A 26,696-nucleotide genomic window follows, 5' to 3' on the forward strand; every position below is an offset into this window, starting at 1 on the left:
TCTCTATTTTTTACCTTTTCCTAGCATACTTATTTGCTTGTCCAAAAGCAAGTGAGCGATCCTATATTGAATGACATTCAACGATGAGCGATCGCATAAGCGGAGAGACTTTGGTCGGAGGGCCAAAGATCACTATAAAGGAATTCACAGGCATTAATTCCCATGTTAAAATGAAGTCAGAGGTGAAGGACATGAAACGTATCGGCTTTATTGGACTTGGCACAATGGGTAAGCACATGGCTGCTAACCTGATTAAAAAAGGGTTTATGGTAACGGTGTATAATCGCACTGCTGGAAAAACGGACGAGCTTGAAGAATTGGGCGCTGAAGTTGGCTTCTCTCCTGCAGAAGTAGCTCGTAACTCAGATGTCTTATTTACGATGCTCAGCAATGACGCTGCGCTTCTCGAAACATTTTACAGTGAGCAGGGCATTCTGAGCGGGATCCACCCAGCACTCACCATTATTGACTCCAGCACCGTATCTCCCCAAACAAGTCAAAAGCTCGCGGAAGAGCTCGCGGCACACTTCGTCGACTTCCTCGACGCACCTGTGACAGGCACGAAGCCAGCTGCTGAAGCAGGTACGCTTACGTTCATGGTCGGCGGCAATCAAGAAGTTTTTGAGGAGCACCAAGACTTGTTCTACGTACTAGGCAGCAAAGCACTTTACCTCGGACCGAGCGGCTCTGGCTCTTATGCGAAGTTAGCTCACAACACGATGGTAGGCATTAACTTGGCAGGGCTTGCTGAAGGCTTATCTATTGCAACCAAAGCTGGTATTCACCCTGGCCAATTCTTAGAAATCGTCCGCTCCGGCGGAGCGAATAGCAAGCAAGTCGAGCTCAAAGGCGATAAGATTCTGGATCGTGATTTCAGCAATCAATTTTCCTTGAAGCTGATGTTGAAGGATTTACTGCTCGCGCAGGAGATCACTAGTAAATTCCAGTTGCCGACCCCTATGCTGCAATCAGCTACCAATCTGTTTCAAATCGGCCTAAGCAAGGGCTTAGGTGAAGAGGATCTTAGCGCTGTCATTAAGTGCTACGAGGAGTGGATGGGGCAGGAGGTTGTAAAGCCTAGCGAGCCTACTGTGGAAGTACCGAAGTCGGCTTCACCGCTCTCTGGTCGTGAACGCCGTAAGAACACACGTGTGCAGCTGGATATTAACCTGAAGCTTTCTATTTATCAATGGGAGCAAGAAGGCTCTTTCTCCGGCCAAAACATTGACGGTACCCTCTTTGATTTATCCGAAAGCGGACTGCAGATTACAACCAATGTGCTGCTGGCTCCGGATATGTTCGTTGTCATCCACTTCCCGCAGGAAGCAGGATTGCCGCCAATCACGGGCCGCGTGATTCGTATTGTGACGGAAGGTCGCAGTTTCCGGTATGGTTGTATGCTGTCAGGCTTGCCGCCGTATGTGCGGATTAAGTTGGAGCAATATATTGAGGACCATATTGCGAGTGTGGTTTAGGGAAGCATGCCAGACCATGATCGCGAACGACTAGGATGACGTAAGACCAGTCTTACGCTGGCGTTTAGTAACAGATAAGCGATAAGGTCTCAAGCGAGAACTATGAAGTCACCATACATCTTGTACATAATGACGTGTGAAGCACACCGTCTTTCCTAGAAATGGGAGAGGCGGTTTTTTCTATATTTGAGGAGGTAGGTTGTTGGATGGAATTTCAAGTGGGATATGAAGCATTTCTGCAATGGCATCAAACGAGACGATCGGGCGAACGGTTAAGGAGACTCCACGAGGGACATGGGCATGCGGAGAAATTATTTCTTGAGGGGGTGTGGTGGCCGATTGTTGGGCACTTTCAGCATTTGCACCCAGAATATGAGGTCAAAGACTTTCAAGATGGCACACGTTTCGTCGATTTTGCCTATCTTCGTCCGCCATATCGAATCGGTTTCGAAATGGATGGATTCGGCCCCCATGCGAGAGACATTGATCGTGGACGCTTTGCTGACAATCTGATGAGGCAAAATCAGCTTATCTTAGATGGCTGGAAAATCATCCGATTTTCCTACGATGATCTGACGCATAAAAAGCGCCGCTGTCAGCAAATGATTCTGCACATGCTTGGGCGCTGGTATGGCGAAAGTAATCATTCTTTTTCCCTAGTGTATCAGGAAAAAGAAATCATAAGGCTGGCAGCTATGGGGACGGAGCCGATTAAAACAGGGAGTGTAGCCGAACTTCTAGGCATACGACCAGAGTCGGCTCGTGTTTGGTTGAGGCGGCTCCACACGAAAGGATTGCTTCGCCCGGCGAGTGGGGAGCGGCGCGTCAGAGCTTATGTGCTTAATACGTCGGCAGAGCCGTATTTGTTGTAGGTAGCTCGGGGAGCAGTCTGCTCGCCAGTTGGAGCGCTGGCGGAGCACTTTAAGAGCGGTCGACCGCTCTTATTTCCGCGTTTCACGCGGCTTAGGGCGGAATAAGAGTGGTTCACCACTCTTATTGGGCACTTCTCTCGCCAGTTCGAGCGCTGGCGAGCACTTTAAGAGCGGTCGACCGCTCTTATTTCCGCGTTTCACGCGGCTTAGGGCGGAATAAGAGTGGTTCACCACTCTTATTGGGCACTTCTCTCGCCAGTTGGAGTGCTGGCGAGCACTTTAAGAGCGGTCGACCGCTCTTATTTCCGCGTTTCACGCGGCTTAGGGCGGAATAAGAGTGGTTCACCACTCTTATTGGGCACTTCTCTCGCCAGTTGGAGTGCTGGCGGAGGTTGATGCTAACTAGCCGCGGGGCAAAGGGCATGCGTGCTGCAGATGAAATGCTACACGAGAAAGCACTCGTACGCTCTTCCCCACTTCCCCAACATACAAAAAAAACTCCCGTAATTCCCTCGGTCCTAACACCGAGGGAATTACGGGAGCCATTTTCACAATCACCGATTACTCGCTGATATAAGAGCAAATATAGTCGCTCACTGTTTTCACTTCGAGCTTAAATTTCGCGTTAGCTGGCACGGTGAATTCACCTTGACCATTGATGGTAATCCACTCCGTGCTGCCTGGAAGCAATACGTTCAGCTCACCCGCTTGGATTTCCATAATTTCTTTCACATCTGTTCCGAATTCATATTCGCCTGGAAGCAGAATGCCGAGTGTTTTCTTCGTGCCATCTGCGAATTGCACAGTGCGGCTCGTTACTTTTCCATCGAAATAAACATTGGCTTTCGTAAGTACGGTTACATTTTCAAAGCTGGACATGATCAGTATTTCCTCCTCTAAAATGACTACGAATAATCGCAAGCCCACATGGTGGGATTATTGGACGCTAGATACGTGCGTCAACAATCCCCGTGTTGTGGATGTACTTCATATAGCTAGCAGAAGCTCAATTTGGTGAGCCTCTGCTCCTCTTTTAGCCTAATAAAGCTTTCACGCGTGCAACTACATTCTCAGGTGAGAAGCCGTATTCTTTCAGAACCGTATCTCCTGGCGCGGATGCTCCGAATGTGGAGATACCCAAAATTGAACCTTCGTCGCCAGTATAACGCTCCCAGCCAAGCGGATAAGCCATCTCAACAGCAAGACGCTTCTTCACTTCAGGTAAGATAACGGAATCTTTGTACGCTTTGGATTGTTTCTCGAACAACTCCAAGCTCGGTAAGCTGACAACGCGAACGTTGATGCCTTCGGCTTGCAGCAATTTTTGAGCAGCGACAGCTAGTTGAACTTCAGAACCCGTTGCCAGGATTTGAGCATCCGGTTTACCGTTTGCAGCGTCGGATACCACGTATCCGCCTTTGCTTAGGTTCGCTTTTGCTCCTTCAACCGTACCTTCAAGAATCGGCAAGTTTTGACGAGTCAATACAAGCGCTACCGGTCCTTTAGCTTCGGAAATTGCATAACGCCAAGCTTCAGAGGTCTCATTACCGTCAGCAGGACGGATCACTGTGATGCCCGGAATAACGCGAAGTGCCGGCAATTGTTCGATCGGCTCATGCGTCGGTCCATCTTCACCAACCGCGATGCTATCATGCGTTAGCACATAAATAACAGGAAGCTGCATAAGAGCTGCAAGGCGGATGGATGCACGCAGGTAGTCGGAGAATACGAAGAAAGTTGCTCCGTATACTTTGACCCCACCATGAAGAGCCATACCGTTCATCGCTGTACCCATACCAAACTCACGAACACCGAACCATACGTTGCGGCCAGCATAGTTGCTAGCGCTGTAGTTGGATTCGCCTTTGATCATCGTATTATTAGAGCTCGCTAGATCCGCGGAACCCCCAATGAGTTGTGGCAATTTGCCTGCAACAGCATTGATCGCATTACCAGAAGCTACACGTGTAGCCATCGGTTTGTCTTCTGTTGTGTATTTCGGAAGATCAGCATCCCAACCAGCTGGCAGTTCGCCATTGACAGCAGCGCTGAATTGGTTACCAAGCTCCGGGTAAGCTTTGATGTAATCATTCAACAATTGGCTCCAAGCTTCTTCAGCTGCAGAACCTTCTTTTTGAATTTCAGCATAGTGCGCACGAACTTCATCTGGAACCAAGAAATCCGGCTCTTCCGGCCAGCCGTAAGCTTGTTTCGTCAATTTCACTTCGTCGCCGCCAAGTGGTGAACCGTGTGGTCCAACGTGGCCACCTTTACCACCTTTGTTCGGGCTACCGAAACCAATTGTCGTTTTCACTTCAATCAACGTAGGACGCGTTGTGTCAGCTTTCGCTTCTGCAATTGCTTTGGAGATTGCTGCAAGATCGTTTTGCTCTTCTACGCGCAATACTTGCCAGCCGTAAGCTTCGAAGCGTGCTTGCACATTTTCAGAAAACGCCATATTCAATTCGCCATCAAGCGAGATATCATTAGAATCGTACATCATGATCAATTTGCCCAATTTCAAGTGAGCTGCTAGGGAAACCGCTTCTGAGGAAACGCCTTCCATCATATCGCCATCGCCGCAAATCGCGTACGTGTAGTGATCGATAACTGGGAAGTTTTCTTTGTTGTACGTCTCTCTCAAATGCGCTTCAGCCATCGCCATACCTACAGCCATACCAACTCCTTGCCCAAGAGGACCCGTCGTAGCGTCTACACCTGCAGTGTGACCGTACTCTGGGTGACCAGGGGTTTTACTTCCCCATTGGCGGAAGTTCTTGATCTCTTCCATTGGCAGATCATATCCACATAAGTGAAGCAAGCTGTATAGAAGCATGGAGCCGTGTCCAGCAGATAGAACAAAACGGTCACGGTTCACCCATTTTGGATTCGAAGGATTGTGTTTCATATGCTGCTTCCACAAGACGTAAGCCATTGGTGCAGCTCCCATAACCATACCTGGGTGGCCTGATTTTGCTTTCTCAACCGCGTCGATACCGAGTGTACGGATCGTGTCGACGGCCAATTGTTCAATTGTTTTCGTTGTTGCAGTCATTCGAGAATTCCCTCCATTATTTCTGTATTTTCGTCTGTTCGCAACTTGTACATACAAGTGGCTTTTCTCGCTTGCATTATTGTACCATTTGCTTTAAGGCTTTGCCACAATAACCCGTTAAAACGTTATACTTCTCTCCTATATATAAATAGGCTGTACCCATAATCGGACACAGCCTCTTCGTATTAATTAAAAACAACCGTCTTATTGTTGTGAACGATAATCCGATCTTCTACATGCCAAGCTACTGCTCTTGCAAGTACAATTCGTTCAATGTGGCGACCGATTCTTTTCAAATCTTCGACATTATCCCTATGGCTTACACGCTGAACGTCCTGCTCAATAATCGGTCCGCCATCTAATTCATCTGTCACATAGTGTGCAGTAGCCCCAATAATTTTCACACCACGGTTATGCGCTTGCGCATACGGCTTTCCACCTACAAATGCAGGAAGGAAGGAGTGGTGGATATTAATAATGCGATTCGCATAATGCTTGATGAACGAAGGTGAAACGATCTGCATATAGCGAGCGAGCACGATGGCATCGACGCCATCGCCAATCACTTCTAGCTGGCGTTGCTCCGCCTCTGCTTTGGTTGCCGCGGTAACTGGAATGTGGTGAAAAGGAATCCCGAACGGTTCAACAAGAGATCTCATATCATTATGATTCGAGATGACCATCGCGATATCCGCGTTGAGATCACCTGCACGCCAATGCCATAACAGCTCAAGCAATGCATGGTCTTCTTTCGATACGAAGATCGCAATTCGCTTCTTCTGACTTGCCTGTGAAAGGCTCCAGTCCATCGAGAACTTCTCCGCAACGATCGAGAAATCCGTTCTTAATTTCTCCACTCGACTTTCCAACTCAGCTAAATCGAACTCAATCCGTATGAAAAACATTCCGCCCTCTGGATCCATTGTGTATTGATCGGATTGGACGATATTTGCGCCATATTCAAATAAAAATTGTGATACTGCTGCAACAATCCCCGGCTGATCCGGGCAAGAAATCAGCATTCGTGCTCTATTGATCATTTCGCTCTCCCGGCGAAGTGAGTTATTCGTGGTTCCCGTTTCCATGTTTATCCCCCTGGCGATTTCTGTCTGAGTGTAGGCTAAGCTTTCTTCAAGATGTCATTGCCTGCAAGCCAGACAATTAATCGTTGGTTGATTTGTTCTTCGCTAAGATCTGCGAAAAGTTGTTCTTCATGAAGAATATCGTATAAGCGCTCCAACGGCTCGCGTCCGTCCGCTTTCTTCGCTTTGGCATCATTTTTGAGCAGTTCCCAAGTCTTGAGAACGAAGTCGCGGTAGTGAATATCTTTTTTAGTTAGCAAAAAGTCAATTCGCTCCACATGATCCAGGAACTCGCCACCGAAACGTCCACTTAGGTTACCGGAAAGCAACGCAATTTCCGCTTCATACATCGGGCGCTGTGTTTTGTCTTCTTTTCCAATCCATGGTGTCTCTAGAATCATCGGCAAGTGCTGCAATTTCTCATGGTTCGCAATGTTGTTCATCGCTTCAAAGCCTATCCAGCCTGAACCAAGTGGTGCATGGCGATCCTTGCTTGCTCCGCGCGGGTTTTTACTGTCATTCAAGTGGATAACGCCTAGCTTTTCCAATCCAATCGTGCGATCAAAATGATGCAGAACCCCGTCCAAATCATTCACAATATCATAGCCCGCATCATGAATATGGCAAGTATCCATGCAGACCGTCAACTTATTGTTGAACTCCACGCGCTCCATGATTTCCGCTATTTCTTCAAAGCTGCGACCGATTTCCGTTCCCTTACCAGCCATCGTTTCCAAAGCAATGTTAACGTTCGTATCTTTGACCCCAGCAAGCACTTCATTCAAGCCATCTGCAATTCTGGCAATCCCATAGTCGGCATCCTTGTCCGTGTAAGCACCTGGATGAAGGACGATATTGCGTACCCCAATATAATCCGTCCGACGGATTTCTTCTTGTAAGAAACGAACAGCGAGCTCAAAGGTATCTTCCTTATAAGAACCCAGATTGATAATGTATGGTGCGTGGACAACGATTTCATTCATCGCATGCTTGTCCATCACAGCTTTACCTTCTTCAATATACTGCTCTTCAATCGGCTTACGACGCGTATTCTGCGGTGCGCCTGTGTATATCATAAACGTGGATGATCCATAAGAAACAGCTTCTTCTGCTGCATTTAATAAACCTTTATCTGAGAAAGAAACGTGTGATCCAATTTTGGGCATAGTTCATAACTCCTTTATAGGTAACTGCTACCCTCCTATTTTACTCGTATTGTCGCAAGAAATCTAGAAATAAGGTATAATTCTTATCAATGATTGGATGTAAATGAGTGGGGTGACAAATAAATGTCGAATGATTTTTTCATGTGGTTCATCATTTTCTGGGTATGCGTCCTGCTTTTCTTCATGTCTGTAGGCGGATACTTCATGTTTCGCAAGTTTCTTAAGGTTCTTCCCAAAGAGGACGGCAAGTCGAAGCTCGATTGGCAGAATCATTACGTAGACAGCTCACGGCATCTATGGACAGAGGATTCCAAGGCTTTCTTGGATCAATTGGTTTCACCTGTACCAACAGCCTTCCGAGATATTGCCAAGCATTCGATTGCTGCGCGAATTGGACAAGTCGCTTTAGAGGCAAACGCCGAGGAAGTGACACGAGATCATTGCATTGAGGGATATATTCTTGCGACGCCGAAGCGTGATTATCGGAGTTTGACGAGCTTTCTGGAGAAGCAGGAGATTGATTATAGTGCGTATAAGCATTTGTTGAGTTAACAATAACACGTCCTCCAGAGTCTAGAGTCTGGTGGGCGTGTTTCTTCTTGCAAACAATTCAAGGAGTCAATTGTTTCCTACCTTTAAAAAATGTAAATATTTGTAAAATAAAAAAATAAAATAGAATACCGACCGTCGCGCCCACCGTATCTAAAAATACGTCTGATATCACTGCGGTGCGTCCTGGAACAAAGCTTTGATGGTATTCATCCGTAGATGCATATACCATGCATAGGAGCACGGAATAGAGAAAACTCCCGCCTATGTGCCATGTACTCTTTTGTTTAGATAAACGCGCTACTAGGACTCCTAGCACACCGTAAATAAGTAGATGAGCGAATTTACGTATAAAAAACTCGATAAAGCCAAAGGCTCCACTTGCTTTTACACTAATACTCTGTGCTCCGTAGTGAAAGCTTGTATCTGAAAAATACGCCTTAATCGTTTGTTCCGATATTTCCTTATGGATCAAAGGTCTAATATCCTGTTCTTGGTGCGTCTGCGATGATAAACCGAAAATAACCCCACACCAAATCAGCATGGGAAGCACATACCGTACGAATGTGTTAAGGTTTATTTGGACGGACATGGTTATCCCTCTCATTCACATAATCAAAATAATGCAAAAAAAGCTTCCCTAGCCTAATGAGTAGACAAGGGAAGCTGTTGAACATGAATTAGTAATCAAGTCCTTACAAATTCTTGGGTTTTATTTCTTGATGAGCTAATCCCTAATCCTTCGTAGTCAAAACCTAATTTCTGTAATAATCCTTGCTTTAATACATTTCTAGTATCAAGTACATATGGACTTCGCATGCTCATTTTGGCAAGTGACCAATCCAAATACAAATATTCATCCCAATGTGTTAATAAAATAACCGCATCAACGTTATGCATAACGTCCATTGCACTAGCAACGTATTGCACGTCTAAGCCAGCATTCAATTGCTGGAACATCGTCATCCCGTGGGGATCATGCGCCTTTACTCTGGCACCAGCATCTATCAGCTCTTTAATGATGACTGAGGCTTGCGTTTTACGCGCGTCATCCGTATTTGGCTTGAATGTAAGACCTAAGATTCCGATATTTTTTCCAGTCAATGTCTTTAATTTCCGTTTGATTTTGTCAACAACGTAGTCATGCATTTGTTGATTCGAGTTCACTGCCGCTTGAACGACAGTTAGTTCACAACTATATTTATGACTGGTAGCTAATAATTCAGCCGTGTCTTTCGGAAAGCAGCTTCCACTCCACCCGCTAGAAACCTGTAAGAATTTAGATCCAATCCTAGAGTCCATCCCCATTCCTGCCGCTACTTCCGTAACATTCGCTCCTAACGTTTCACAAAGTCGCGCTATTTCATTGATATAGCTAATTTTCACAGCCAAAAATGCGTTGGATGCATACTTAATCATCTCAGCGCTTTTGATGTCCGTTTCATAATAAGTTGGTAAAGCTACATTCGGGTTGTGAGCGAATTGAAAATCAAGTGACTTTTCTTCATACTGCACTCTGTTCAGCAAATTAAAGTAGAGCTCTTTCATCACTTTCTTTGAATTGGCGTTCTCTGTTCCAATGACAATGCGATCTGGGAAAAATACATCCTCCAATGCGTAGCCTTCCCTTAAAAACTCAGGATTGCTCGCCATTGCAAAATGCGTATTTACTTTTAAACCAGATGCTTCTTCAATAATTGAAGCGACAAGATCAGCTGTTCCGACAGGAACCGTTGATTTATTAATAATCACCGTGAACTTATTGGGATTTAAATGACGCCCAATACTTTGTGCGGCAAGTCTAATGTATGTTAAATCGGCCGTTCCATCTAACTTGGAGGGAGTACCCACACCAATAAATACAACATCTGCCTGATAGATGACCCCATAGTCGGTTGTTGCAAATAAGGTTCGTCCGATATAGTTCTCAATTAAATGATCCAGCCCTGGTTCAAAAATAGGACTTTTGCCAGCGTTCATCTGATCTACTTTATTCTGGTCAATATCCAGCACCGTGGTATGGTGCCCTAGCACAGCAAAAGCCGCCCCTGTCACACTTCCAACATATCCCGATCCGATACATACTACATTCATATATGTTCCCTCCTAGTCTCTCTATACCTATTTTGTACTAGATCAGCGCCAGCTTCTCTTGATAGGAATAAATCGTTCTCCTTAGACCTTCTTCAAGCGAAATTTCAGGATTCCACCCCAAAATCTCTGTCGCTCTGTTAATCACAGGTCTTCTTACTTTAGGATCATCTTCAGGGAGTTCATGGAATGTAATCTTGCTTGTGGTGTTCGTCAAATGTTTCACTAAAAGGGCTACATCTAACACAGCATGTTCGATTGGATTTCCAATATTAATGATTTGCCCCGTCGCAGCATCGAGCTCCATCATTCGGATGAGCGCTCTGATCGTATCATCGACATAGCAGAATGAGCGCGTCTGACTGCCATCCCCGTACACCGTAATATCCCTACCCGTTAGGGCTTGCGTTACAAAATTCGAAATAACCCTTCCATCATCATTTCGCAGTCCAGCTGAGTACGTATTGAACAAACGAACAACTTTGGTACGAATTTGATATAAGCGATTGTACTCGTAGCAGAACACTTCCCCAAGTCTTTTGGCCTCATCGTAACAAGCCCGTGGCCCCCACGTATTCACATTGCCACGATATTCTTCAGGCTGTGGATGTACCTCAGGATCGCCATAGGCTTCACTTGTACTCGCATATAGAACTTTGGAATTATATATTTTCGCTAGTTCTAGCATATTTTGAGTGCCTATTGTATTGACATAAATGGTTTCAATCGACGACGCCTGATAAAGCTTAGGTGACGCAGGCGATGCTAGATGATAGATTTCATCCGCTTCTTGGACGCCCTCCAAATCGATGATAGATGTATCGGACACGTCGAATTCAATAAACCTAAAATTCGGATGATCCTTGATCTCATCTAAATTTGATATTCTCCCTGTAATCAGGTTGTCAACACCGACAACTTGATGACCCTGACCAAGTAATTCTTTCGTTAAGTGTGAACCCAAGAAGCCAGCTGCACCCGTAATAATGATTTTACTCATTGATAACGTACCTCCTATTTGTGAGATAACTACCCAAACGATTGTTCACGTTCTCTACCCGTAGGAAACAGTACCGGAATCTTTCTAACCCCTGTAAGCTCCCCCAATAGGGTGAATACGTATAAAGGATTCAAATACATATATCTCTTCCAAAGGCGTTTAGGCTCCTGCATCAATCGGTAAAACCATTCGAGTCCTCTTTTTTGCATCCAAGACGGGGCTTGCTTTAGCGTGCCTGCATGAAAGTCAAAGGCTGCACCTACCGCCAACAACGGCATACCTAGCAAATCCCTATACTCGAAAGCCCACACCTCCTGTCTAGGGCAACCCAGACCAACGAATACAAGGTGGGCACCACTCGCTTTAATACGACTCACAACCTCTGATTTCTCATCAGACGTTAGGTTTCTGAATTTAGAGGGCTCCTTTCCTGCTATATGTAATCCTTTAAATTTTTCTTTCAAATTCTTCTCAAATAATTGGAGTGTCTCCAGCTTGCTACCATACAAATAAATAGATAGTTTATGTTTGGCAGCCGCTTCTGCAACCCGTAATGTCAATTCAGGACCATACACACGTTCTTTGAGCCCCGTTTTATATAGGAAGTTCAACCCCCATTTAACCGGTTGGCCATCGGGGACAACTAAGTCTAAACCATTTAATCTACGTCGATGTTCAGCATCCAGATAACCCGTCATAACGCCATGAACGGCTAATGCGGACACAGCGAACGGTTTATTTTGATGGGCAGCATTTGTAATTAACTGTACGGCGGAGTCATAGTCAACGGCAGCTATATTCACGCCACAGATCGAATATTTCCCTTTATTAATCATATAGCTACGCTCCAGCGGTCTTTATTTTCTTCAAATATCCCTTCCATAATTAATCTGATGTTGTTGTACGATTGCTTCCAATCTGGGAAATGCGCTTTAAACTTTGCCAAATCGGACACATACCATTGGTGATCACCAGCTCGGGCTACGTCTGAATACGTATAAACGAACTCCCTGCCGGTAATTTCCTGGGAGATTTGGATGGCCTCGAGCATAGAAACATTGGAGTCTCTCCCCCCTCCTAGGTTGTATACCTCCCCGCCTCTTCTTGGATTTGAATAGAATGCATGAAAGGCTGAAATCACATCACTAGAATGAATGACGTCTCTTACCTGTTTACCTTCATAACCAAAAATGGTGTACGGAGTACCCGTTATGGCACATCTCATCAAATAATTAATAAAACCATGCAGCTGCACGCCAGATTGCTTGGAGCCACTTAATACACCACCACGGAAACACACGGTTTTGAAGTTAAAATATCGGCCATATTCTTGCACTAGCACATCCGCTGCAAGCTTGGATGCACCAAATAGGGAATGCATACTTTGGTCCACGCTCATTTCTTCTGAAATGCCATTCTTAAATGAATGTTCAGGATCAATTTCCCACCGAGAGGCCAATTCAATAAGAGGAAGTGTGTTAGGTCGATCACCGTATACTTTGTTCGTTGATGTGAAAATAAAAACAGCTTCAGGACAATGATGCCTCATCGCCTCAAGCAGGTTTAACGTTCCGTTTGCATTGACCCCGAAATCCACGAAGGGGTCTTTGGCTGCCCAATCATGCGAAGGCTGCGCAGCGGTATGAATAATTAAAGAAATATCATTCCCATACAGACTAAATAAGCTATTGAGCTGTTCTGCATTGCGAATATCAATCGTATGATGTTTGTAATTCGCTCCCAACATGCCTTCTAACCGCTGACGATTCCATAATGTGGAACCCTCTGCTCCAAAAAATGTTTCTCGCATATTATTGTCAATGCCAACCACCATATAACCTAAACTAGCATAGAATTCAGTAGCCTCTGAACCAATCAAACCAGCGGAACCTGTGATTATAACGATGGACATATGCTCAACACTCTCCTTTAATTTAGCTGACAAAGATCTGCCGCTCCTCATGATTCGCGCCTTTTTTTAATAATAATTTTTGATATTCAATCTTAATTGTATTTACCGTATTTTGAACTAGAAACTTGGCTCTTATGGTCTCTGTTGCGCTAATACCTAACTGCTTCATCTTGATGTTATCAGCTAATAGCAGTTCTATTCCTCGGCGCATCTCCAACTCGTTAGCATTTACCAATAGTCCGTCTTCCCCATGCGTAATAATATCAACGGGACCTCCCCAATTGGTTGCAATTGACGGAAGACCACAATACATTGCCTCAATTAGTACTCTGCCGAAAGGCTCTGGCGTGGTGGAGGCTAAGACGAAGATATCTATTGCGGCATATAATGTACGACTATCCTTAATAAATCCAGTAAAAACGACTCGATCTTCCATATGTAAATCTCTCACAAGAAGTTTGAGTTCTTCCAAAACATGTTCATTGCCAGGAAAACAATCGCCAGCCAAAACTAAATACGTGTTCACAGGTTTCTGACAAGCTGCGAACGATTTAATCAGCAAATCTTGACCTTTCCATTTACTGATTCGAGCTACATTGCCAACGACTACAGCATCTTGAGGAATCTGTAGCCTTTCACGCATTTCCATGCGATCCATGCTCTGACCCGAATAAGAGATATAGTCTTCTTCAATCCCATTGAAAATAGTAACGAGTTTATCTTGGCTTTGGTAATGCTCAAACCTCTTTCTAACATCGGTTGAGATACAAATTACTCTCGTGGATAAATGAAAAATGAGGTATCGATATATTCTCCAAAGCAGCCTTGGGAAATCATCAAATACCTCTCGTATATGCCATATATGTGGAACTCTCAGCAGTTTGGCTACGATGGCTCCAGTCATGATAATGGCTGAATTACTATGAATAAGACTGACCTTCTCATGCTTTAATAGCCGATATAACTTTGGTATCGACAGGAAGAAATGAATAACAAACATGAGTAAACTTACAATATTCACAAATGTCTTTCTTCTTAAAATCAAAAGATCATCCTTAATCCAAACTTTCGCTCCAAGATCTTCTAGTTCGCTAACCAGTTCTCCATCTTCAGGTACAATAACGATCGATTCGTACTTATCCTTATCAAGACCCTTGACTACAGATAAGAGCGACCTACTAGAACCATACAGATCGCCAGTGACATGAAAATATAAGATCTTTGCTTTCATTGATACCCCATGCCCTTCCTAACTAATTTTAATTGAGCGATAGTTTTGGATAATATCCTCATATAAGGCTTCGAGCTCCGTATTTTGCTTTTCTATATTAAACAATCGTTGAACTCTTGCTTTTCCTTGTTCGCTAAAATCCTCCCAAATACTTTTCTCTTGTAATAAGATTTTAATATATGTTGCGAGCAAATAGATATCCTTTTCGGGAGCTAGAAACCCAGTTTCACCATGTGAAACCGCCTCTGAAATTCCTCCTGTAGCAAAACTAACAACCGGCAGTCCCATCGCATTAGCCTCTGCAAACACCATTCCAAACCCCTCTGCGTCTCCATTATCCGCTATCACGCTTGGAACTGAGAATACCATCGCTTTATTCATCCATTCCCGAACTACCTCAGGTGGTTGTACGCCCAGGAATTTATATTTACTTAATAACCGTCCAGCCTTCTCCTCTAAGTGATTCCTTAGCGGTCCATCTCCAATGCATACAAGTTCACAATCAGGTAACTCTTTTTGTACTTTACTCATAGCTTCAATTAAGTAATCTGCTCCTTTCTTTTCTACTAATCTGCCAACAAAAAGAACAATCGGTTGCCTGCTCACATGATCATCGGGTGTGAAGGAATCCACATCAATACCAATATAATGACGTACGATCCTTTCCTCCGGATATCCTTGCTCCAGCATTTTTAATTTAATAAAATCGGATACCGCTATAAAAAGAGTGCCTTTCCTCTGTAATTCTTTACGTTTACGAATGTAAAGCTTATGACTATAAAAATCAGCGTATTCATCCTTGACCGTAGCATCAAACCCATGGAATGTGACAATTAATGGCACATCTAAAGATTTCATTAGTGGTAATGCTAGCGCTCCTCCAAAACCAAAGTGAGCATGAATGAGAGATGGTTTAATTCTGGCAATTTTATTCATGAAGCCTATCGATTTACCTAATAGTTTATACATCGTTTCTTTTCCCCAACCTATTACACTCTCGTCATTTAGGACGATCACACGATCATTTGGAAGTTTAATGCCTTTTATTTTTCTAGAGCCCACGTAGTAAGGCGTAAAATTTTGTAGAGCCTCCGATTGTGCTCTGACAAACGTTTCAGATGGTGATAGTAGATGATCTTTATAAATCACAACATTCTTCTTTCCATTCATGTGAGCTCCTACTCCTTTTTCAATTATGGTTTGTGGTTAGCATGCAGCAGCACTGGCATCATTTCTTTCCGATTACTTAATACGCTATCTAAACGCATATTAGATGTTGCTGTGTTACTCAACGCCTTTTCCTTCTCTTTTTTGACATAAATAATAAGTAAGGTATAAGTAATAAAATGATACAAGAAATTTTCTTTAAAGATGTTGCTTTCCAGAGTAGATTCCGTGATACCTCTAATTAATAGTAGCAAGACCATCATAATAGTAATAAACTTACTCTCCTGTGAATATCGCCATCCAAATTTAATTAAAATGAATACGTAATAGATAAGACCTATTACACCAACAATTCCCGATTCCCCGAGTGTTTGAAAGAATTGATTATGTGCTTGACCGGGAGCCCAATTATACATGGCTAAGAATGGGAGTCTTGTATCTCCATCTTTCCAAAGATCCAATCCGTATCCAAATATCGGGTTATGCTTCCAAATATCAATGGTGTAGCTCCAAACAAAATTCCTTCCCGTTAAACTTGTTAATAATTGGACATCTTGACTTTGTAAATCTAAATAACTAGTAGCTGCTGAATTTATCATAAAGATGTAGATACATAACAATAATATTCCTACGATTAACAAGTAAATATGACGAACAACTGTCGTTCGAGAAACAAAAAAAACAAAAATAAATATAATCACGAAAGTAACCCAAGTCGTTTTGGACTGGGTTAATAGGAGTACAGATAGACTAACCAACCAATGCAGTAAATTTAAGTAAACATTCTTTTTCTCAACCATTCGATTAGTTACCCATAAAACGATAGCCATTGGTGCCAAATGATTCGCTAAATTAGCTATCCCATGCAATCGAAATGAGTAAAAATAGCCTAGTTTATAGTTTTCCTCAATCGCAAACCCAGGATCAGCTATAGCAAAAATTAAACTTCCGTATAAATAAACCAACGCAATCATTCTTACCAGCTTTATAAACCAGGTTAAATCCTTTCCAGTCATTAACAAGAGTGCGGTAAAACATAAAGGTAACACAAACCATTGAGGAGAAAGAGAGGCTTTTAATCCAAGAAACGATGACAAAATTGGACCACATGAAAAGATAATTGAGGAAAACCAAAGTTGTAGCTCAGGTTTATAAAATTTTTGTTGCATACCTGGCCAAATGAAAAGAAAACTAATAAACAATATGATCGCAGTTATAGCAGATCTTAAAAGAAGAGCAGCCCGATCCTTTTCCATTGTGACAACCATTAATTGATCTAAATTAAACACTCTTGGACTTGTAAGGTTATTAATCATGGGAGAAATCATAATAAGAAATACAAGGCAGATTAATCCTTTCTTTAGGATATTGCTTTGATCATGGTTGTCATGTCTATGTATCATTCACGCCTCCAAACTACTGACTTGCATACTTCGTAATCAGTTTGGTTTTTGTATTGCACTGCCACACTACAACCCATAATCCAATACCTAAAACTGTGTTTGCTATTAATCCGGACCATATTGCCCCTTCCCACGAATAAATGGGGATTAAATTCATATTTAATACGACGCTAATGATGGCTACCCCAATTTGCATGATGCTTCTATATCCTTGAAAGCCTGCTCCTGTCAGTAAGTCAGCTGCAAAATACTGAAGGCCTCTAATAAAAGGAATGATGGCCATCCATCTGATAGCTTCTATCGCATTGTCATAATCAGATCCAAGTAGATAAGGAATTACGGGTGCAAGAGCATATAACAAAATACCAGATACTATCCCATACATACATCCAACTGGAAGTAACTTCTTCGCGAATTGAAGACTTCCTTGGATTCCTTTACTGCCATGTCTGAAGAATTTCCCATATGAAGCTGCCAATAAAGATCGTATGGGTGTAAAAACTACATCGATAATGCGATTTGCTGCGGCATAGATACCAGTCGCTTCTAAAGTGGAAATTTTCGCAAGAATACTCTTGTCAATTTCATTATAAACTCCCTGTGAAGATAGACTGATCGAGAAGTAAAAGCCTTCTACGACATCTTTTTTTGTAAACTTAACCCTCCAACTTGGATAACCAAGTTTTTTATTTACCATAATAACGCCAATAATTGTAGTGAGAGCTGTACACAATAAATATAAGCCACCCCATTGTTCAGGAGTCGGCTTAGAAACTGAAAAGAACAACCAGCAAGCTGCTAACATTCGCATTAAGCTTTGACAAACCTGAAGCTGCGCTGTCCATCCCAGCCTATCAAAAGCTTGAAAAGCTTGACCACTTATGTCTAGCAGTCTTGCAAAAATCATATCCGAAACTGCTATTGCTACAATGAGATTAAATTGAATATTTGCAGGCAAAAATAGATGGGCAACGACTAACAATACGACGACTAGCATGCTGCCCGATAGTACCGTTATGATAAGTGCATTGCCCCAGGATTCCTTAAATGAGGAACTATCCCTTGATACATTTTTCACTAATATATTTCCTGTACCAAAACTAGCAAATGGAGAAAAAATCGATGTAATTGCTACTACACCAACGAAAGCACCAAAACCTTCCACACCAAGTGAACGTGCAATAAATATAAAGTAAAGGGCTTGAATAAAAGTCTTCAAGCCATTCCCCAAAAACATCCAGAATGTATTTTTAGTCAAACTGTTATTCTTCAAATGAAGAAATTGGTTTATCCATTTATTTTTCATCTAATATCCAAATTCTCCTTAGCTACTCGAATTAAACAGTGTTACTTCTAACAATAACCATTAATGTTCCCCAGATGATCTTAAGATCCATTTGCCATGAAATTTCTTCGGCATATTTAAAATCATGATGCAAATTTTCATGAATAGGAAATATCCGCTCAGGGCTTATTTGCCACAGGCCGGTGATGCCAGGTGTTACATAGAAACGCTGCCACTCCCAATCCGTATATTCTGCCTCGACAATCGATTTCTGCTCAGGTCGCGGACCAATAAAGCTCATTTCACCCCTCAAAATATTAAACAGCTGAGGCAACTCATCAATGCTGCTCTTTCTTAGTAGCCGTCCTACAGGTGTAATCCTTGGATCCTCACCAGAGATAGGGGATCTTCCTTCCTTCGGCACATCCACATACATGGTGCGAAATTTATAAATGTGAAATAATCGGCCGTTTTTACCATATCTTTGCTGCTTAAAAATAACAGGTCCTTTCGAATCAAACTTAATCAGTAAAGCAACGATGATAAGAAGTGGAGACGTGAACAACAGAAGACTTAAGCCCACTATTAGATCAAGCAGCGGCTTTACTACTTGAATATAAATCCCACTTGGTTTAGATAGCTGAGAGCATGTTGCTGCAGCTACAGAATTAGCAGAATTGGCCCTACTTTCAATTGTCGCCATTTCCATATCTAGTCACTTCCTCCTTATACAATTCTAATTGCGGGTTGACTTGCGGCATATTCATATAAATATCGTTCAAATTCCTCACTTAATTCCTGATTTTTCAACGCAAATTCAACGGTTGCCTTTAAGAACCCAATCTTACTACCTACATCGTATAACTTACCTTCATAGATATAACTGTACATCGCTTGCTGCTGGGCAAGCTGCTGTAAGGCATCCGTTAGCTGAATCTCGCCGCCGACACCAGGACTTGTATGTTCTAAAAGATCCATAATTTCAGGATTTAAGATGTAGCGTCCCATAATAGCTAGATTAGATGGAGGGTTCTTTTGAGGCTTTTCAATTAAATTATGAACAAATGAAAGGCGATCCGTTACGTGTTTCCCTTCAATTACACCGTATTTATTTACTTCTTCCCACGGCACCGGCGCAACGGCGATGATATTGGAACCATCCGTCCCTTCATAAACGTCCATCATTTGCCTTAAGCATGGAACTTTACTATCAATAATCATGTCTCCAAGTAACACGGCAAATGGCTCATTTCCAATAAATTTACGTGCACACCAGATCGCATGACCTAATCCTAATGCTTCTTTTTGCCTAACATAATGGATATCAACTAGATTGGTTAAATCATGAACAATTTGCAGTAGTTCACTTTTGTTTTTACTTTCCAAGTTTTGTTCCAATTCATAATTCTTATCAAAATGATCTTCAATCGGCTTTTTACTCCGTCCAGTTACAATGATGATGTCTTCGATGCCTGAATCAATGGCTTCTTCAACGATGTATTGAATGGTCGGCTTATCCACGATAGGTAGCATTTCTTTAGGCATTGCTTTTGTTGCAGGTAAAAATCGGGTTCCTAAACCAGCTGCCGGAATGATGGCTTTCCTTACAATTCTCTCCATATTACTCCTCCTAATTTCTCTTTATCTATTCAGCTTCTACATAAAAATGGCTTAAAAAAGCCAGGCATGTTGTCTTACTAAGTAACACAACACGCCTCGATTTTTTAATGAAAACCAGGGCATTTAACCCCCCCTCACTACACACCACTGACGCTATACGTCTAAGGCCTTAAGCCCACGGCATGTACGAGTGCCTACAATGATAAAGGTATAGTAGACATTACCCACAACGTATTGAACTAAGTCTGTTTAATCCTGTTGACCATAATAATAGTTGTACGTAGAGTCACTTTTGTGATGACGCTTATTGTTTAGCACGACGCCAAGGATTTTCGCTTGGACCCTCCCCAAGTTAACGATGGCTTTCTTGGCCACATCTCGCTTCACTTTTCCTTCACTAATCACCATGACAACTCCGTCACATTTGGTCGCTAAAATTTGTGCATCTGTAACAGCTAAAATTGGTGGCGAATCCATGATAATGACATCGAATCTTGCTGCCATATCGGCTAAGAGTGCTGTCATTTTCTGAGACATGAGCAGCTCCGAAGGATTCGGAGGGATAGGTCCTGAGGTGATAATGAACAAATTATCTACGGTGGTTTTAAACATAACCTCCTCTATATCCGTCTGATTCACTAATGTGCTTGTTAGGCCATATCGATTAGACTTCCCGAAATAATGATGGATAGTTGGCTTTCTTAAATCAGCATCAATAAGCAGCACTTTCTTCCCCTCTTGTGCATAAGCCACCGACAGATTAGTGGCTGTTGTTGATTTACCTTCAGCAGGTTGAGCAGATGTAATAAGAATCGTTTTTATCATTCGATCAATCGATGAATATTGAATGTTCGTTCTTAATGTGCGATATGATTCTGAGACTTGAGATTTAGGGCGTAGTTCTGTAATCAGTTGATGTTTGTTAGTATGATTGGTCTTATTGGTTAACGTTCGCATATACCGTATCCCCTACCATTCTTTGCGATTTAGATGCTACTTTGCCATTTAACTCTTCTGGTTTCACATTTGAAATAGTAGCAAGTGTAGGTAAACCTAGGTAGAATTCAATGTCTTTTTCTGACTTGATGGAATCGTCTAGGTAATCTAGAAGGAACACAGAGCCAATAGAAATCATTAATGAAACAACGAAAGCGATGGCTACATTGATGATCATGTTAGGTGAGACGGGCTTGCTATTATCTTCCGGCTTCGCCTCATTTAAAATGATGACATTATCTACTTTCATAATCGAAGGAATTGTATTTTTGAATACTTCGGACACAGCATTTACCGTTTTAGCCGCGTTCTCTAGCGATTTACTCTTAATGGACAGGGTCATGACTTGTGTATCAATGGTTGAGTTAACACTAATCATGTCTAGTAAGTCCTTACTTGTCAGTCCAAGTTCAGGATATTTTTCCACAACTTTATCTAGAATAGCTGGCGTTTGTATAATCTCTTTATAGGTCTTAATCAACAAAGCATTGGTTCGTAAGGAATCATAGTCGATATTATCTCGGCCTTGCGTATCAGTTGATTTATTTACAATGATCTTAGAGCTCGCTTCGTAAAGCGGTGAAATCAAATAGTAGCTCACAAGACCCGCTGCAACACTTGCTAGCAGTACGATACTCGTGATGAGCCATAACCTTTTTTGCAGAATGATGAGATATTGTTTTAATTCAATTTCCATAGTAACCTCCTGTAGTTAGTTTATGTTAGATAAATTATCAATCCATGTTAGATATATGCTTAAAAAAATTTAAACATTTCTACATGAATGGCCATAACCTCTTGGAGTGCGAATTGGACTCCATCAGAATCGTTTCATCTCGAACGACGCGGGCAGCGTTTAGTAAATAATTCTCCACGGCTTTATTGCTAATATGCTTTTCCAAATACGAGAGCGCTGCTGATAAATTACTTCTCCGATTGGTCATATTATGAGCATCAGAAGCGATGAGATGAGACATATTCATCTTGCAAAGATGAATGGCGAACTTTTGGATTCTCCGTCCAAATAGCCCTGTAATGGATTGCGAGGTAACCTGACATCTGCATCCTTGCGCCATGTAGTCATGGAGACGATTAGGATTCTTAATAAAATCTAGATTTCTTTCCGGATGAGCAAGGATAACCGTTAAACCTAGTACGTGAATTTCATACAACAAATCATCGAAATAATTAGGTATACCGTATAATGGCAACTCCAGCAGCAGATATTTAGAATGATTAAGTGTCCGAATATGGCCAGCTTCCAGATCATCTAGAAGTTCCTTGTACACTCGCACCTCTTGACCAGGAAGAATTTGAACAGGGATTTGCTGTTTCTGTAGTTCAAAATTAAGTTCTTGTACAGCAAGATCCACCACTGCCGCATGATTATCATGTCTACCATCGCCATGGTGAGGTGTAGCTATAATTGTATGTATCCCCTCCATCGTTGCATGCCTAGCCATTTCAATGGCTTCTTCCAGGCTTGCGGCTCCATCATCTAACCCAGGTAGAATATGAGAATGCGTATCAATCAGCATGACACATCCATATATGGCGTAATGGTTGGATTCATCATCGCATGTTCATAGCCACGTACTGACTTCTGAAATTCAAAGAAATATTTATTTTCCCAGGAAATTATAGCCTGCTGCACAATAGCTCCAACGTATTTTTCTTCTTCCAACCACTCTACGGTATAGACATACCCACTCTCCATTATGCTCCGATCACGAATGACACCCTTCAGTGAGAGTTTTTCGTGATGAAAACCGAATTGAAAACACCAAATTACATTTTCATTAGTGGGTAGCCTTAAATAAGAAATGAAATCCATTTGCCGGGAACCAATACCGACTGCCTTAAACGGTGTATACTTGGATTCCAAGAGGTGTTGATCGATCTGTCTAATATTCATCAAACCGTAACAGGGATATTTCAATACAATAGTCGCCTCGCAGCTTTCAGCAAAGCCTGTAGTCATCTCTTCCCCTCCTGAATGTTACGTTGTGTATCATTGCAAGCCTGACTACAATGTTTACTTCCTTCCTAGCATGTGTGGTTGTTGATATTTGGGAACTTCCTGATATGTGACTTCTGGAGAAACGTACAAGAACCGCGGCTGCGTAGAAATTAATTTCCTGAGAGTTAATTAGATTTCTCGCTTGTGTTAGTGGGGAGCATTCGCTTGATTAGAAAGGGGCTTCTGTTTAGATTGGATTTCATTCCACAAAATAAATTGCTTCATATCCAATCCCAAATGTCTTAAAACATCTCTGATGTCAAGTAATACTGGTTTATCTTTTACCATAAAAGAACACCATCCCTGATCATGTTATGTTTCCTGACAAAACAGTAAATCTGTTTTCAATTTATGATACATCTTGTATCTTGTCAAGAACATTTTACAAATAGTTTACTTTCGATAGATCAAAAATAAGTGTATGGCTCTCATGAAAATAACATCATTTGTTTTCAAAGTTATGCCTGTAACTCCCGTGTTATGATAAGAATCACGCAACAATTTCAATATGAAAACTTGTAAGCGTACCCATCGTCTGATAGAAACCTCATCTCGAGAACTATGACTTTTTTTGAAAAATAAAAGCCTCCTTGATAGATACACTATGTATCACTACGGGCATAATCTGTTCCTTTTATCGGTCATCCCCGTATCAATCCTTTAACAAAGTGCTGCTGATTTCCTTCACCTTATCCATATCGGGAATCCAATAATATAAACGCAATTGTTCCATGGGATCCATCTCGTAACCGCTGTGCCCTGGAATTTGTTTGGTCGTAAAATCTTCTGATGTCATCCCTTTAAATAACCAGGCTAAGCTAATGATATCGCTATCTTGGAAATTGGTATCAACAATATCCTTTTTAACTTTGGTTAACAAGCTTGCAATTTCTCCAATATGCTCCGGTCTCAATATTTCTTGAGCAACGTTTTTTAAAATCTGTGATTGCTCATTTTGCCTGCCGAAATCACCATCAGGAAAAGCATATCGTTCCCTTGCTAAGCTTAACGCTAATTTACCATCGATATGTTGCATTCCTTTGGCCAACGTCGTCCGAGAATGAAGTAAGTAAATATCATTAATGACCTCTACATTCACTCCCCCAATGGTATCGATGAAATCCTCAAAGCCTTTAAAGTTTGTTTTTATGTAATAATTGATGGGTACATCTAAGAAATTACTAACGGTTTGAAGTGCTTCCTGGGTTCCCTCTTCGTTGCCGCCCTTCATCTCACCAACCATATGTGCGTGATTGATTTTTGTGTAGCCAATTCCCTCAACTTGCACACGACTGTCTCTGGGGATGGAGATCATGTTCACCTTGCGAAGCTCAGGAATAATATGCAAAACCATGATGACATCGGACCTCGAATTTTCATCTCCTCTGGCATCAATCCCCAGAACTAGAACATTAAATGCTTTTATCGTCTTCGGTACTTGCGGTGAAGCCTGAACCGTTGGTTCACTCTCGGTCTTGTGCTCGACGACCGTTGTTGTTGTATCCGTAGAAGTTCCCGGCTGACTCAAAACAGGTAGTTCTATTTGCTGGAAGTGATGACTCGGCTCATACTTCCAATAAATCCTCCCTCCAATACCTAGAAATCCAACAAAGAGAAAGCCTGCAGTGTATACTACCCAACGACGCATGTAGTCACTCCCTTAACTTATCTTTTTATTAGATACGTATTGTATCATCGCAAGTAGGTAAACACAAGTACGAATAAACCACATTCCTTTAGATCAAAGAAAGTGTGGTTTATGTGTTGTTACAGCTACTATCCATGGCTACCAAGCTGATCCCGCCTTACTTATTTAAATCCAACTTTCTGCAGCAATTCCTTCATAACTATGAATATAGATGCTATGCACGGTTTCACATTTCAAACAATGTGCTAGAGGAATTGTTGTATGATAATATCCCGTTTTAAATATCTTTTTTGCATGACATTTGTCCATTGTAGAATTACATTCGACACAATATACCTTTTCCAAATTAATCAATTATTTTCCCCCCTTAATATATGACGAGTTGTCGCATCGTGTTACATTATGTATATATATTTCATTATATGATACAAATCGTAACTTATCAAGGGGTCGCACGTCTTTCTCATACATTTTGTATCTAGTCAAATGATTCTCTACTTTGATATAATAGTCTTCTGGTATAATTCGTTAATGTTAGTGGATATAATGATAAGGAAAAACGAACAGTGAGGACTGATCAAGCTGAAGTATGGAGATCGTATTGCGCTCTTACGTGAAAAAAGAGGACTAACACAAGAAGAACTATCCATTAAAGTTGGCATTTCTAGGGCGTCTCTTTCTCACTATGAAACAAATCGCCGTGAACCCGATTACGAAACTATTAATAAAATAGCTACTTTCTTTCATGTTTCAATTGATTATTTACTAGGGCGTACCAACCTTCAAGAAACGGTCCTAGATAACGATGTTCGTGACTTCGTTGAAAACCTCGATTTAACTGACGAAAGTATCTTACAAAAATTTGCATTAACCGTAGATGGTAAGCCTCTTTCATCTGAGGAAGCTCGACGATTCATTGCGTTTGTAAGGGCTGAGCGTTCCTTGGAGTAGTTTGTAAGCAAAATTTTACACCATTACGATCATTTTCTAGTAAAATGGCCGGAATTTTACGTTATTTTGCATCACGATGAGTACCTACTTATGGCGCTCAGCCTCCCATTAATTGTTGACACCAATATACTTTAAAGTCACAGATGGTGCAGACTGATTAAACAGATCTCTAAGCACAGAGACATTTCTCGTTTTGAGGTAGTAATGATAGCCATAGGTCTTTCGGAGGGTGTGTGTACCTATATCTGTTAATCCTACCTGCTTTGCAGCTTGATTGAGAATCCGGTATACACGTATTCTTTTGATGGGGTTACCTGTTCGTTGGGAAGGGAATAAGTAGTTATCCTCATCCATGTACTGAACATATTCCTTAATATAAGCTTTTAGCTGCGAAGAAAGCTGAAATGTCTTTACTTTACCCGTTTTCTCCTCGCGTACACTCACGGTATTTCGGTCCATCACATCTTTTACTTTTAAAAAGAGAAGATCGCTAAGGTGGAGCCCGGAATTAATTCCAATTGTGAATAGAAGCCAGTCTCGAACCGACTGTTCCTTCAACACTTCCTGTATCTGCTCAATTTTCTCTTGTTCCCTAATAGGTTGAACAACTTGCATGAGTAGCACCTCACATGACCTTAAATAGTTTCATAGGATATGTTACATTATGTATCTATACACAGCTGATAAAAGGCGTTTGTTTACTATATCACACTCCTTATATATAATATGTTACATATTGTATCATAAATTCGGAAAATGATCTATGCTTTTACCGTTCTCAAATCCTATTATTTGCTGTATAATTCTTAATAAAGAACAATTAGAGCTGGTATTACTCGTGAAGGGAGGCCATGTGCATGTTTAAATTCTTTAAATTACACTTGATCATTCTACTCTCCAGCGCAATCATTTTTCCTGCCTATTCTACTGCATCGGCGAGCACCTCTCATTCAGAAAATGTGCTACAAAGTAAGTCTCAAAGCATTCATCAATTTTTCACTTATTTCTTTAATGATCAGAAGAAAGTAAATGATGAATTCAATGATTTTGTGACCAGCTGGAACCATCAAGACTTTGACGGCATTAATTGGGATGACGATGGGACAATAAGTTCGCTGGATATTTGGAAGAAATGGTTTTGCTATTAAAATAGTTAAACTCCGCGGCTTTATA

At 41.8% G+C, this 26,696-nt stretch carries 26 protein-coding genes; 5 read left to right on the forward strand and 21 right to left on the reverse strand.

The window, feature by feature from the left end:
• The first annotated feature begins 83 nt into the window (after window positions 1-83).
• A complete protein-coding gene (locus tag AC58P7_RS23935; protein WP_497347370.1) occupies window positions 84-1,475 on the forward strand; it encodes an NAD(P)-binding domain-containing protein in 1,392 nt (463 codons plus the stop codon).
• Between the two features lie 206 nt (window positions 1,476-1,681).
• Window positions 1,682-2,347 carry a putative endonuclease domain-containing protein gene (locus AC58P7_RS23940; protein ID WP_497347372.1) on the forward strand — a complete coding sequence of 222 codons (666 nt, stop codon included), beginning with the start codon at window positions 1,682-1,684 and terminating at the stop codon, window positions 2,345-2,347.
• Window positions 2,348-2,908: 561 nt separating this feature from the next.
• On the opposite strand, the gene ppnP is transcribed toward AC58P7_RS23940, so the two are convergent.
• The 4 genes from ppnP to AC58P7_RS23960 form a co-directional block, all read right to left on the reverse strand.
• Window positions 2,909-3,226, reverse strand: a complete 318-nt coding sequence (gene ppnP, locus AC58P7_RS23945) for a pyrimidine/purine nucleoside phosphorylase (RefSeq protein WP_497347374.1) — start codon at window positions 3,224-3,226, stop codon at window positions 2,909-2,911.
• Window positions 3,227-3,380: 154 nt separating this feature from the next.
• The gene (gene tkt / locus AC58P7_RS23950) at window positions 3,381-5,402 is read right to left on the reverse strand and encodes a transketolase (RefSeq protein WP_497347376.1); all 2,022 of its coding nucleotides are present in this window, start codon (window positions 5,400-5,402) and stop codon (window positions 3,381-3,383) included.
• 185 nt (window positions 5,403-5,587) lie between these two features.
• Window positions 5,588-6,487, reverse strand: coding sequence for a formyltetrahydrofolate deformylase (purU, locus tag AC58P7_RS23955; protein WP_497347378.1), 900 nt, complete (start codon window positions 6,485-6,487; stop codon window positions 5,588-5,590).
• Window positions 6,488-6,522: 35 nt separating this feature from the next.
• Window positions 6,523-7,650 carry a deoxyribonuclease IV gene (locus AC58P7_RS23960; protein ID WP_497347380.1) on the reverse strand — a complete coding sequence of 376 codons (1,128 nt, stop codon included), beginning with the start codon at window positions 7,648-7,650 and terminating at the stop codon, window positions 6,523-6,525.
• A 123-nt stretch (window positions 7,651-7,773) separates the two neighbouring features.
• On the opposite strand from AC58P7_RS23960, the gene AC58P7_RS23965 reads away from it, so the two are divergent.
• Window positions 7,774-8,202, forward strand: coding sequence for a DUF2621 domain-containing protein (locus AC58P7_RS23965; protein WP_497347382.1), 429 nt, complete (start codon window positions 7,774-7,776; stop codon window positions 8,200-8,202).
• 58 nt (window positions 8,203-8,260) lie between these two features.
• On the opposite strand, the gene AC58P7_RS23970 is transcribed toward AC58P7_RS23965, so the two are convergent.
• From AC58P7_RS23970 to AC58P7_RS24045, 16 genes are all read right to left on the reverse strand, one after another.
• Entirely contained in the window at window positions 8,261-8,791 is a 531-nt protein-coding gene (locus tag AC58P7_RS23970; protein ID WP_497347384.1) for a VanZ family protein, read from the reverse strand.
• A 95-nt stretch (window positions 8,792-8,886) separates the two neighbouring features.
• Window positions 8,887-10,293 (reverse strand): UDP-glucose dehydrogenase family protein, encoded by a 1,407-nt coding sequence (locus AC58P7_RS23975; RefSeq protein WP_497347386.1) that lies wholly within the window; start codon window positions 10,291-10,293, stop codon window positions 8,887-8,889.
• 37 nt (window positions 10,294-10,330) lie between these two features.
• Window positions 10,331-11,290 carry an NAD-dependent epimerase/dehydratase family protein gene (locus AC58P7_RS23980; RefSeq protein ID WP_497347388.1) on the reverse strand — a complete coding sequence of 320 codons (960 nt, stop codon included), beginning with the start codon at window positions 11,288-11,290 and terminating at the stop codon, window positions 10,331-10,333.
• Between the two features lie 29 nt (window positions 11,291-11,319).
• The gene (locus AC58P7_RS23985; protein WP_497347390.1) at window positions 11,320-12,126 is read right to left on the reverse strand and encodes a WecB/TagA/CpsF family glycosyltransferase; all 807 of its coding nucleotides are present in this window, start codon (window positions 12,124-12,126) and stop codon (window positions 11,320-11,322) included.
• Window positions 12,123-13,202 carry an NAD-dependent epimerase/dehydratase family protein gene (locus AC58P7_RS23990; protein WP_497347392.1) on the reverse strand — a complete coding sequence of 360 codons (1,080 nt, stop codon included), beginning with the start codon at window positions 13,200-13,202 and terminating at the stop codon, window positions 12,123-12,125. The genes AC58P7_RS23985 and AC58P7_RS23990 overlap by 4 nt, the downstream gene beginning before the upstream one ends.
• A gap of 22 nt (window positions 13,203-13,224) precedes the next feature.
• Window positions 13,225-14,433, reverse strand: coding sequence for a glycosyltransferase (locus AC58P7_RS23995; RefSeq protein WP_497347394.1), 1,209 nt, complete (start codon window positions 14,431-14,433; stop codon window positions 13,225-13,227).
• 18 nt (window positions 14,434-14,451) lie between these two features.
• Window positions 14,452-15,603 (reverse strand): glycosyltransferase, encoded by a 1,152-nt coding sequence (locus tag AC58P7_RS24000; protein WP_497347396.1) that lies wholly within the window; start codon window positions 15,601-15,603, stop codon window positions 14,452-14,454.
• A 23-nt stretch (window positions 15,604-15,626) separates the two neighbouring features.
• Window positions 15,627-16,928 carry an O-antigen ligase family protein gene (locus tag AC58P7_RS24005; RefSeq protein WP_497347397.1) on the reverse strand — a complete coding sequence of 434 codons (1,302 nt, stop codon included), beginning with the start codon at window positions 16,926-16,928 and terminating at the stop codon, window positions 15,627-15,629.
• Window positions 16,929-17,016: 88 nt separating this feature from the next.
• On the reverse strand, window positions 17,017-18,309 hold the full coding sequence (locus AC58P7_RS24010; protein WP_497347399.1) for a lipopolysaccharide biosynthesis protein: 1,293 nt from the start codon (window positions 18,307-18,309) through the stop codon (window positions 17,017-17,019).
• 31 nt (window positions 18,310-18,340) lie between these two features.
• Window positions 18,341-18,997, reverse strand: coding sequence for a sugar transferase (locus tag AC58P7_RS24015; RefSeq protein WP_497347401.1), 657 nt, complete (start codon window positions 18,995-18,997; stop codon window positions 18,341-18,343).
• Between the two features lie 17 nt (window positions 18,998-19,014).
• Entirely contained in the window at window positions 19,015-19,908 is an 894-nt protein-coding gene (galU, locus tag AC58P7_RS24020; RefSeq protein WP_497347403.1) for a UTP--glucose-1-phosphate uridylyltransferase GalU, read from the reverse strand.
• A gap of 249 nt (window positions 19,909-20,157) precedes the next feature.
• Complete coding sequence (locus AC58P7_RS24025; protein ID WP_497347404.1) at window positions 20,158-20,865, reverse strand: CpsD/CapB family tyrosine-protein kinase; 708 nt, start codon at window positions 20,863-20,865, stop codon at window positions 20,158-20,160.
• The gene (locus AC58P7_RS24030) at window positions 20,846-21,601 is read right to left on the reverse strand and encodes a YveK family protein (RefSeq protein WP_497347406.1); all 756 of its coding nucleotides are present in this window, start codon (window positions 21,599-21,601) and stop codon (window positions 20,846-20,848) included. Before AC58P7_RS24030 ends, AC58P7_RS24025 begins: the two co-directional genes overlap by 20 nt.
• 79 nt (window positions 21,602-21,680) lie before the next feature.
• Complete coding sequence (locus AC58P7_RS24035; RefSeq protein WP_497347407.1) at window positions 21,681-22,442, reverse strand: tyrosine-protein phosphatase; 762 nt, start codon at window positions 22,440-22,442, stop codon at window positions 21,681-21,683.
• Window positions 22,436-22,885, reverse strand: a complete 450-nt coding sequence (locus AC58P7_RS24040) for a hypothetical protein (protein WP_497347409.1) — start codon at window positions 22,883-22,885, stop codon at window positions 22,436-22,438. Before AC58P7_RS24040 ends, AC58P7_RS24035 begins: the two co-directional genes overlap by 7 nt.
• Window positions 22,886-23,576: 691 nt before the next feature.
• A complete protein-coding gene (locus AC58P7_RS24045) occupies window positions 23,577-24,572 on the reverse strand; it encodes an LCP family protein (protein WP_497347411.1) in 996 nt (331 codons plus the stop codon).
• Between the two features lie 582 nt (window positions 24,573-25,154).
• Here AC58P7_RS24045 and AC58P7_RS24050 point away from each other — a divergent pair.
• On the forward strand, window positions 25,155-25,523 hold the full coding sequence (locus AC58P7_RS24050; protein ID WP_497347525.1) for a helix-turn-helix domain-containing protein: 369 nt from the start codon (window positions 25,155-25,157) through the stop codon (window positions 25,521-25,523).
• Between the two features lie 108 nt (window positions 25,524-25,631).
• Here AC58P7_RS24050 and AC58P7_RS24055 read toward each other — a convergent pair whose 3' ends face one another.
• Entirely contained in the window at window positions 25,632-26,138 is a 507-nt protein-coding gene (locus AC58P7_RS24055) for a tyrosine-type recombinase/integrase (RefSeq protein ID WP_497347413.1), read from the reverse strand.
• Window positions 26,139-26,380: 242 nt separating this feature from the next.
• Between AC58P7_RS24055 and AC58P7_RS24060 the strand changes: the two genes are divergently transcribed.
• On the forward strand, window positions 26,381-26,671 hold the full coding sequence (locus tag AC58P7_RS24060; protein WP_497347415.1) for a hypothetical protein: 291 nt from the start codon (window positions 26,381-26,383) through the stop codon (window positions 26,669-26,671).
• Window positions 26,672-26,696: the final 25 nt, after the last annotated feature.

This window comes from Paenibacillus sp. J22FR5, from assembly GCF_059691975.1.

Bases quoted from the DNA above. Each gene is read 5' to 3' on its own strand.
- AC58P7_RS24005 (WP_497347397.1), bottom strand. From the start codon at position 16,928: ATGATTTCTCCCATGATTAATAACCTTACAAGTCCAAGAGTGTTTAAT.
- AC58P7_RS24055 (WP_497347413.1), bottom strand. From the start codon at position 26,138: ATGCAAGTTGTTCAACCTATTAGGGAACAAGAGAAAATTGAGCAGATA.
- AC58P7_RS23985 (WP_497347390.1), bottom strand. From the start codon at position 12,126: ATGATTAATAAAGGGAAATATTCGATCTGTGGCGTGAATATAGCTGCC.
- AC58P7_RS24045 (WP_497347411.1), bottom strand. From the start codon at position 24,572: ATGCGTCGTTGGGTAGTATACACTGCAGGCTTTCTCTTTGTTGGATTT.
- AC58P7_RS24025 (WP_497347404.1), bottom strand. From the start codon at position 20,865: ATGCGAACGTTAACCAATAAGACCAATCATACTAACAAACATCAACTG.
- AC58P7_RS23960 (WP_497347380.1), bottom strand. From the start codon at position 7,650: ATGCCCAAAATTGGATCACACGTTTCTTTCTCAGATAAAGGTTTATTA.
- AC58P7_RS24015 (WP_497347401.1), bottom strand. From the start codon at position 18,997: ATGGAAATGGCGACAATTGAAAGTAGGGCCAATTCTGCTAATTCTGTA.
- galU (WP_497347403.1), bottom strand. From the start codon at position 19,908: ATGGAGAGAATTGTAAGGAAAGCCATCATTCCGGCAGCTGGTTTAGGA.
- AC58P7_RS24000 (WP_497347396.1), bottom strand. From the start codon at position 15,603: ATGAATGGAAAGAAGAATGTTGTGATTTATAAAGATCATCTACTATCA.
- AC58P7_RS24040 (WP_497347409.1), bottom strand. From the start codon at position 22,885: ATGACTACAGGCTTTGCTGAAAGCTGCGAGGCGACTATTGTATTGAAA.
- AC58P7_RS23980 (WP_497347388.1), bottom strand. From the start codon at position 11,290: ATGAGTAAAATCATTATTACGGGTGCAGCTGGCTTCTTGGGTTCACAC.
- AC58P7_RS24060 (WP_497347415.1), top strand. From the start codon at position 26,381: ATGTTTAAATTCTTTAAATTACACTTGATCATTCTACTCTCCAGCGCA.
- tkt (WP_497347376.1), bottom strand. From the start codon at position 5,402: ATGACTGCAACAACGAAAACAATTGAACAATTGGCCGTCGACACGATC.
- ppnP (WP_497347374.1), bottom strand. From the start codon at position 3,226: ATGTCCAGCTTTGAAAATGTAACCGTACTTACGAAAGCCAATGTTTAT.
- AC58P7_RS23975 (WP_497347386.1), bottom strand. From the start codon at position 10,293: ATGAATGTAGTATGTATCGGATCGGGATATGTTGGAAGTGTGACAGGG.
- AC58P7_RS24035 (WP_497347407.1), bottom strand. From the start codon at position 22,442: ATGCTGATTGATACGCATTCTCATATTCTACCTGGGTTAGATGATGGA.
- AC58P7_RS24010 (WP_497347399.1), bottom strand. From the start codon at position 18,309: ATGAAAAATAAATGGATAAACCAATTTCTTCATTTGAAGAATAACAGT.
- AC58P7_RS23995 (WP_497347394.1), bottom strand. From the start codon at position 14,433: ATGAAAGCAAAGATCTTATATTTTCATGTCACTGGCGATCTGTATGGT.
- AC58P7_RS23940 (WP_497347372.1), top strand. From the start codon at position 1,682: ATGGAATTTCAAGTGGGATATGAAGCATTTCTGCAATGGCATCAAACG.
- AC58P7_RS23990 (WP_497347392.1), bottom strand. From the start codon at position 13,202: ATGTCCATCGTTATAATCACAGGTTCCGCTGGTTTGATTGGTTCAGAG.
- AC58P7_RS23935 (WP_497347370.1), top strand. From the start codon at position 84: ATGAGCGATCGCATAAGCGGAGAGACTTTGGTCGGAGGGCCAAAGATC.
- purU (WP_497347378.1), bottom strand. From the start codon at position 6,487: ATGGAAACGGGAACCACGAATAACTCACTTCGCCGGGAGAGCGAAATG.
- AC58P7_RS24030 (WP_497347406.1), bottom strand. From the start codon at position 21,601: ATGGAAATTGAATTAAAACAATATCTCATCATTCTGCAAAAAAGGTTA.
- AC58P7_RS23965 (WP_497347382.1), top strand. From the start codon at position 7,774: ATGTCGAATGATTTTTTCATGTGGTTCATCATTTTCTGGGTATGCGTC.
- AC58P7_RS23970 (WP_497347384.1), bottom strand. From the start codon at position 8,791: ATGTCCGTCCAAATAAACCTTAACACATTCGTACGGTATGTGCTTCCC.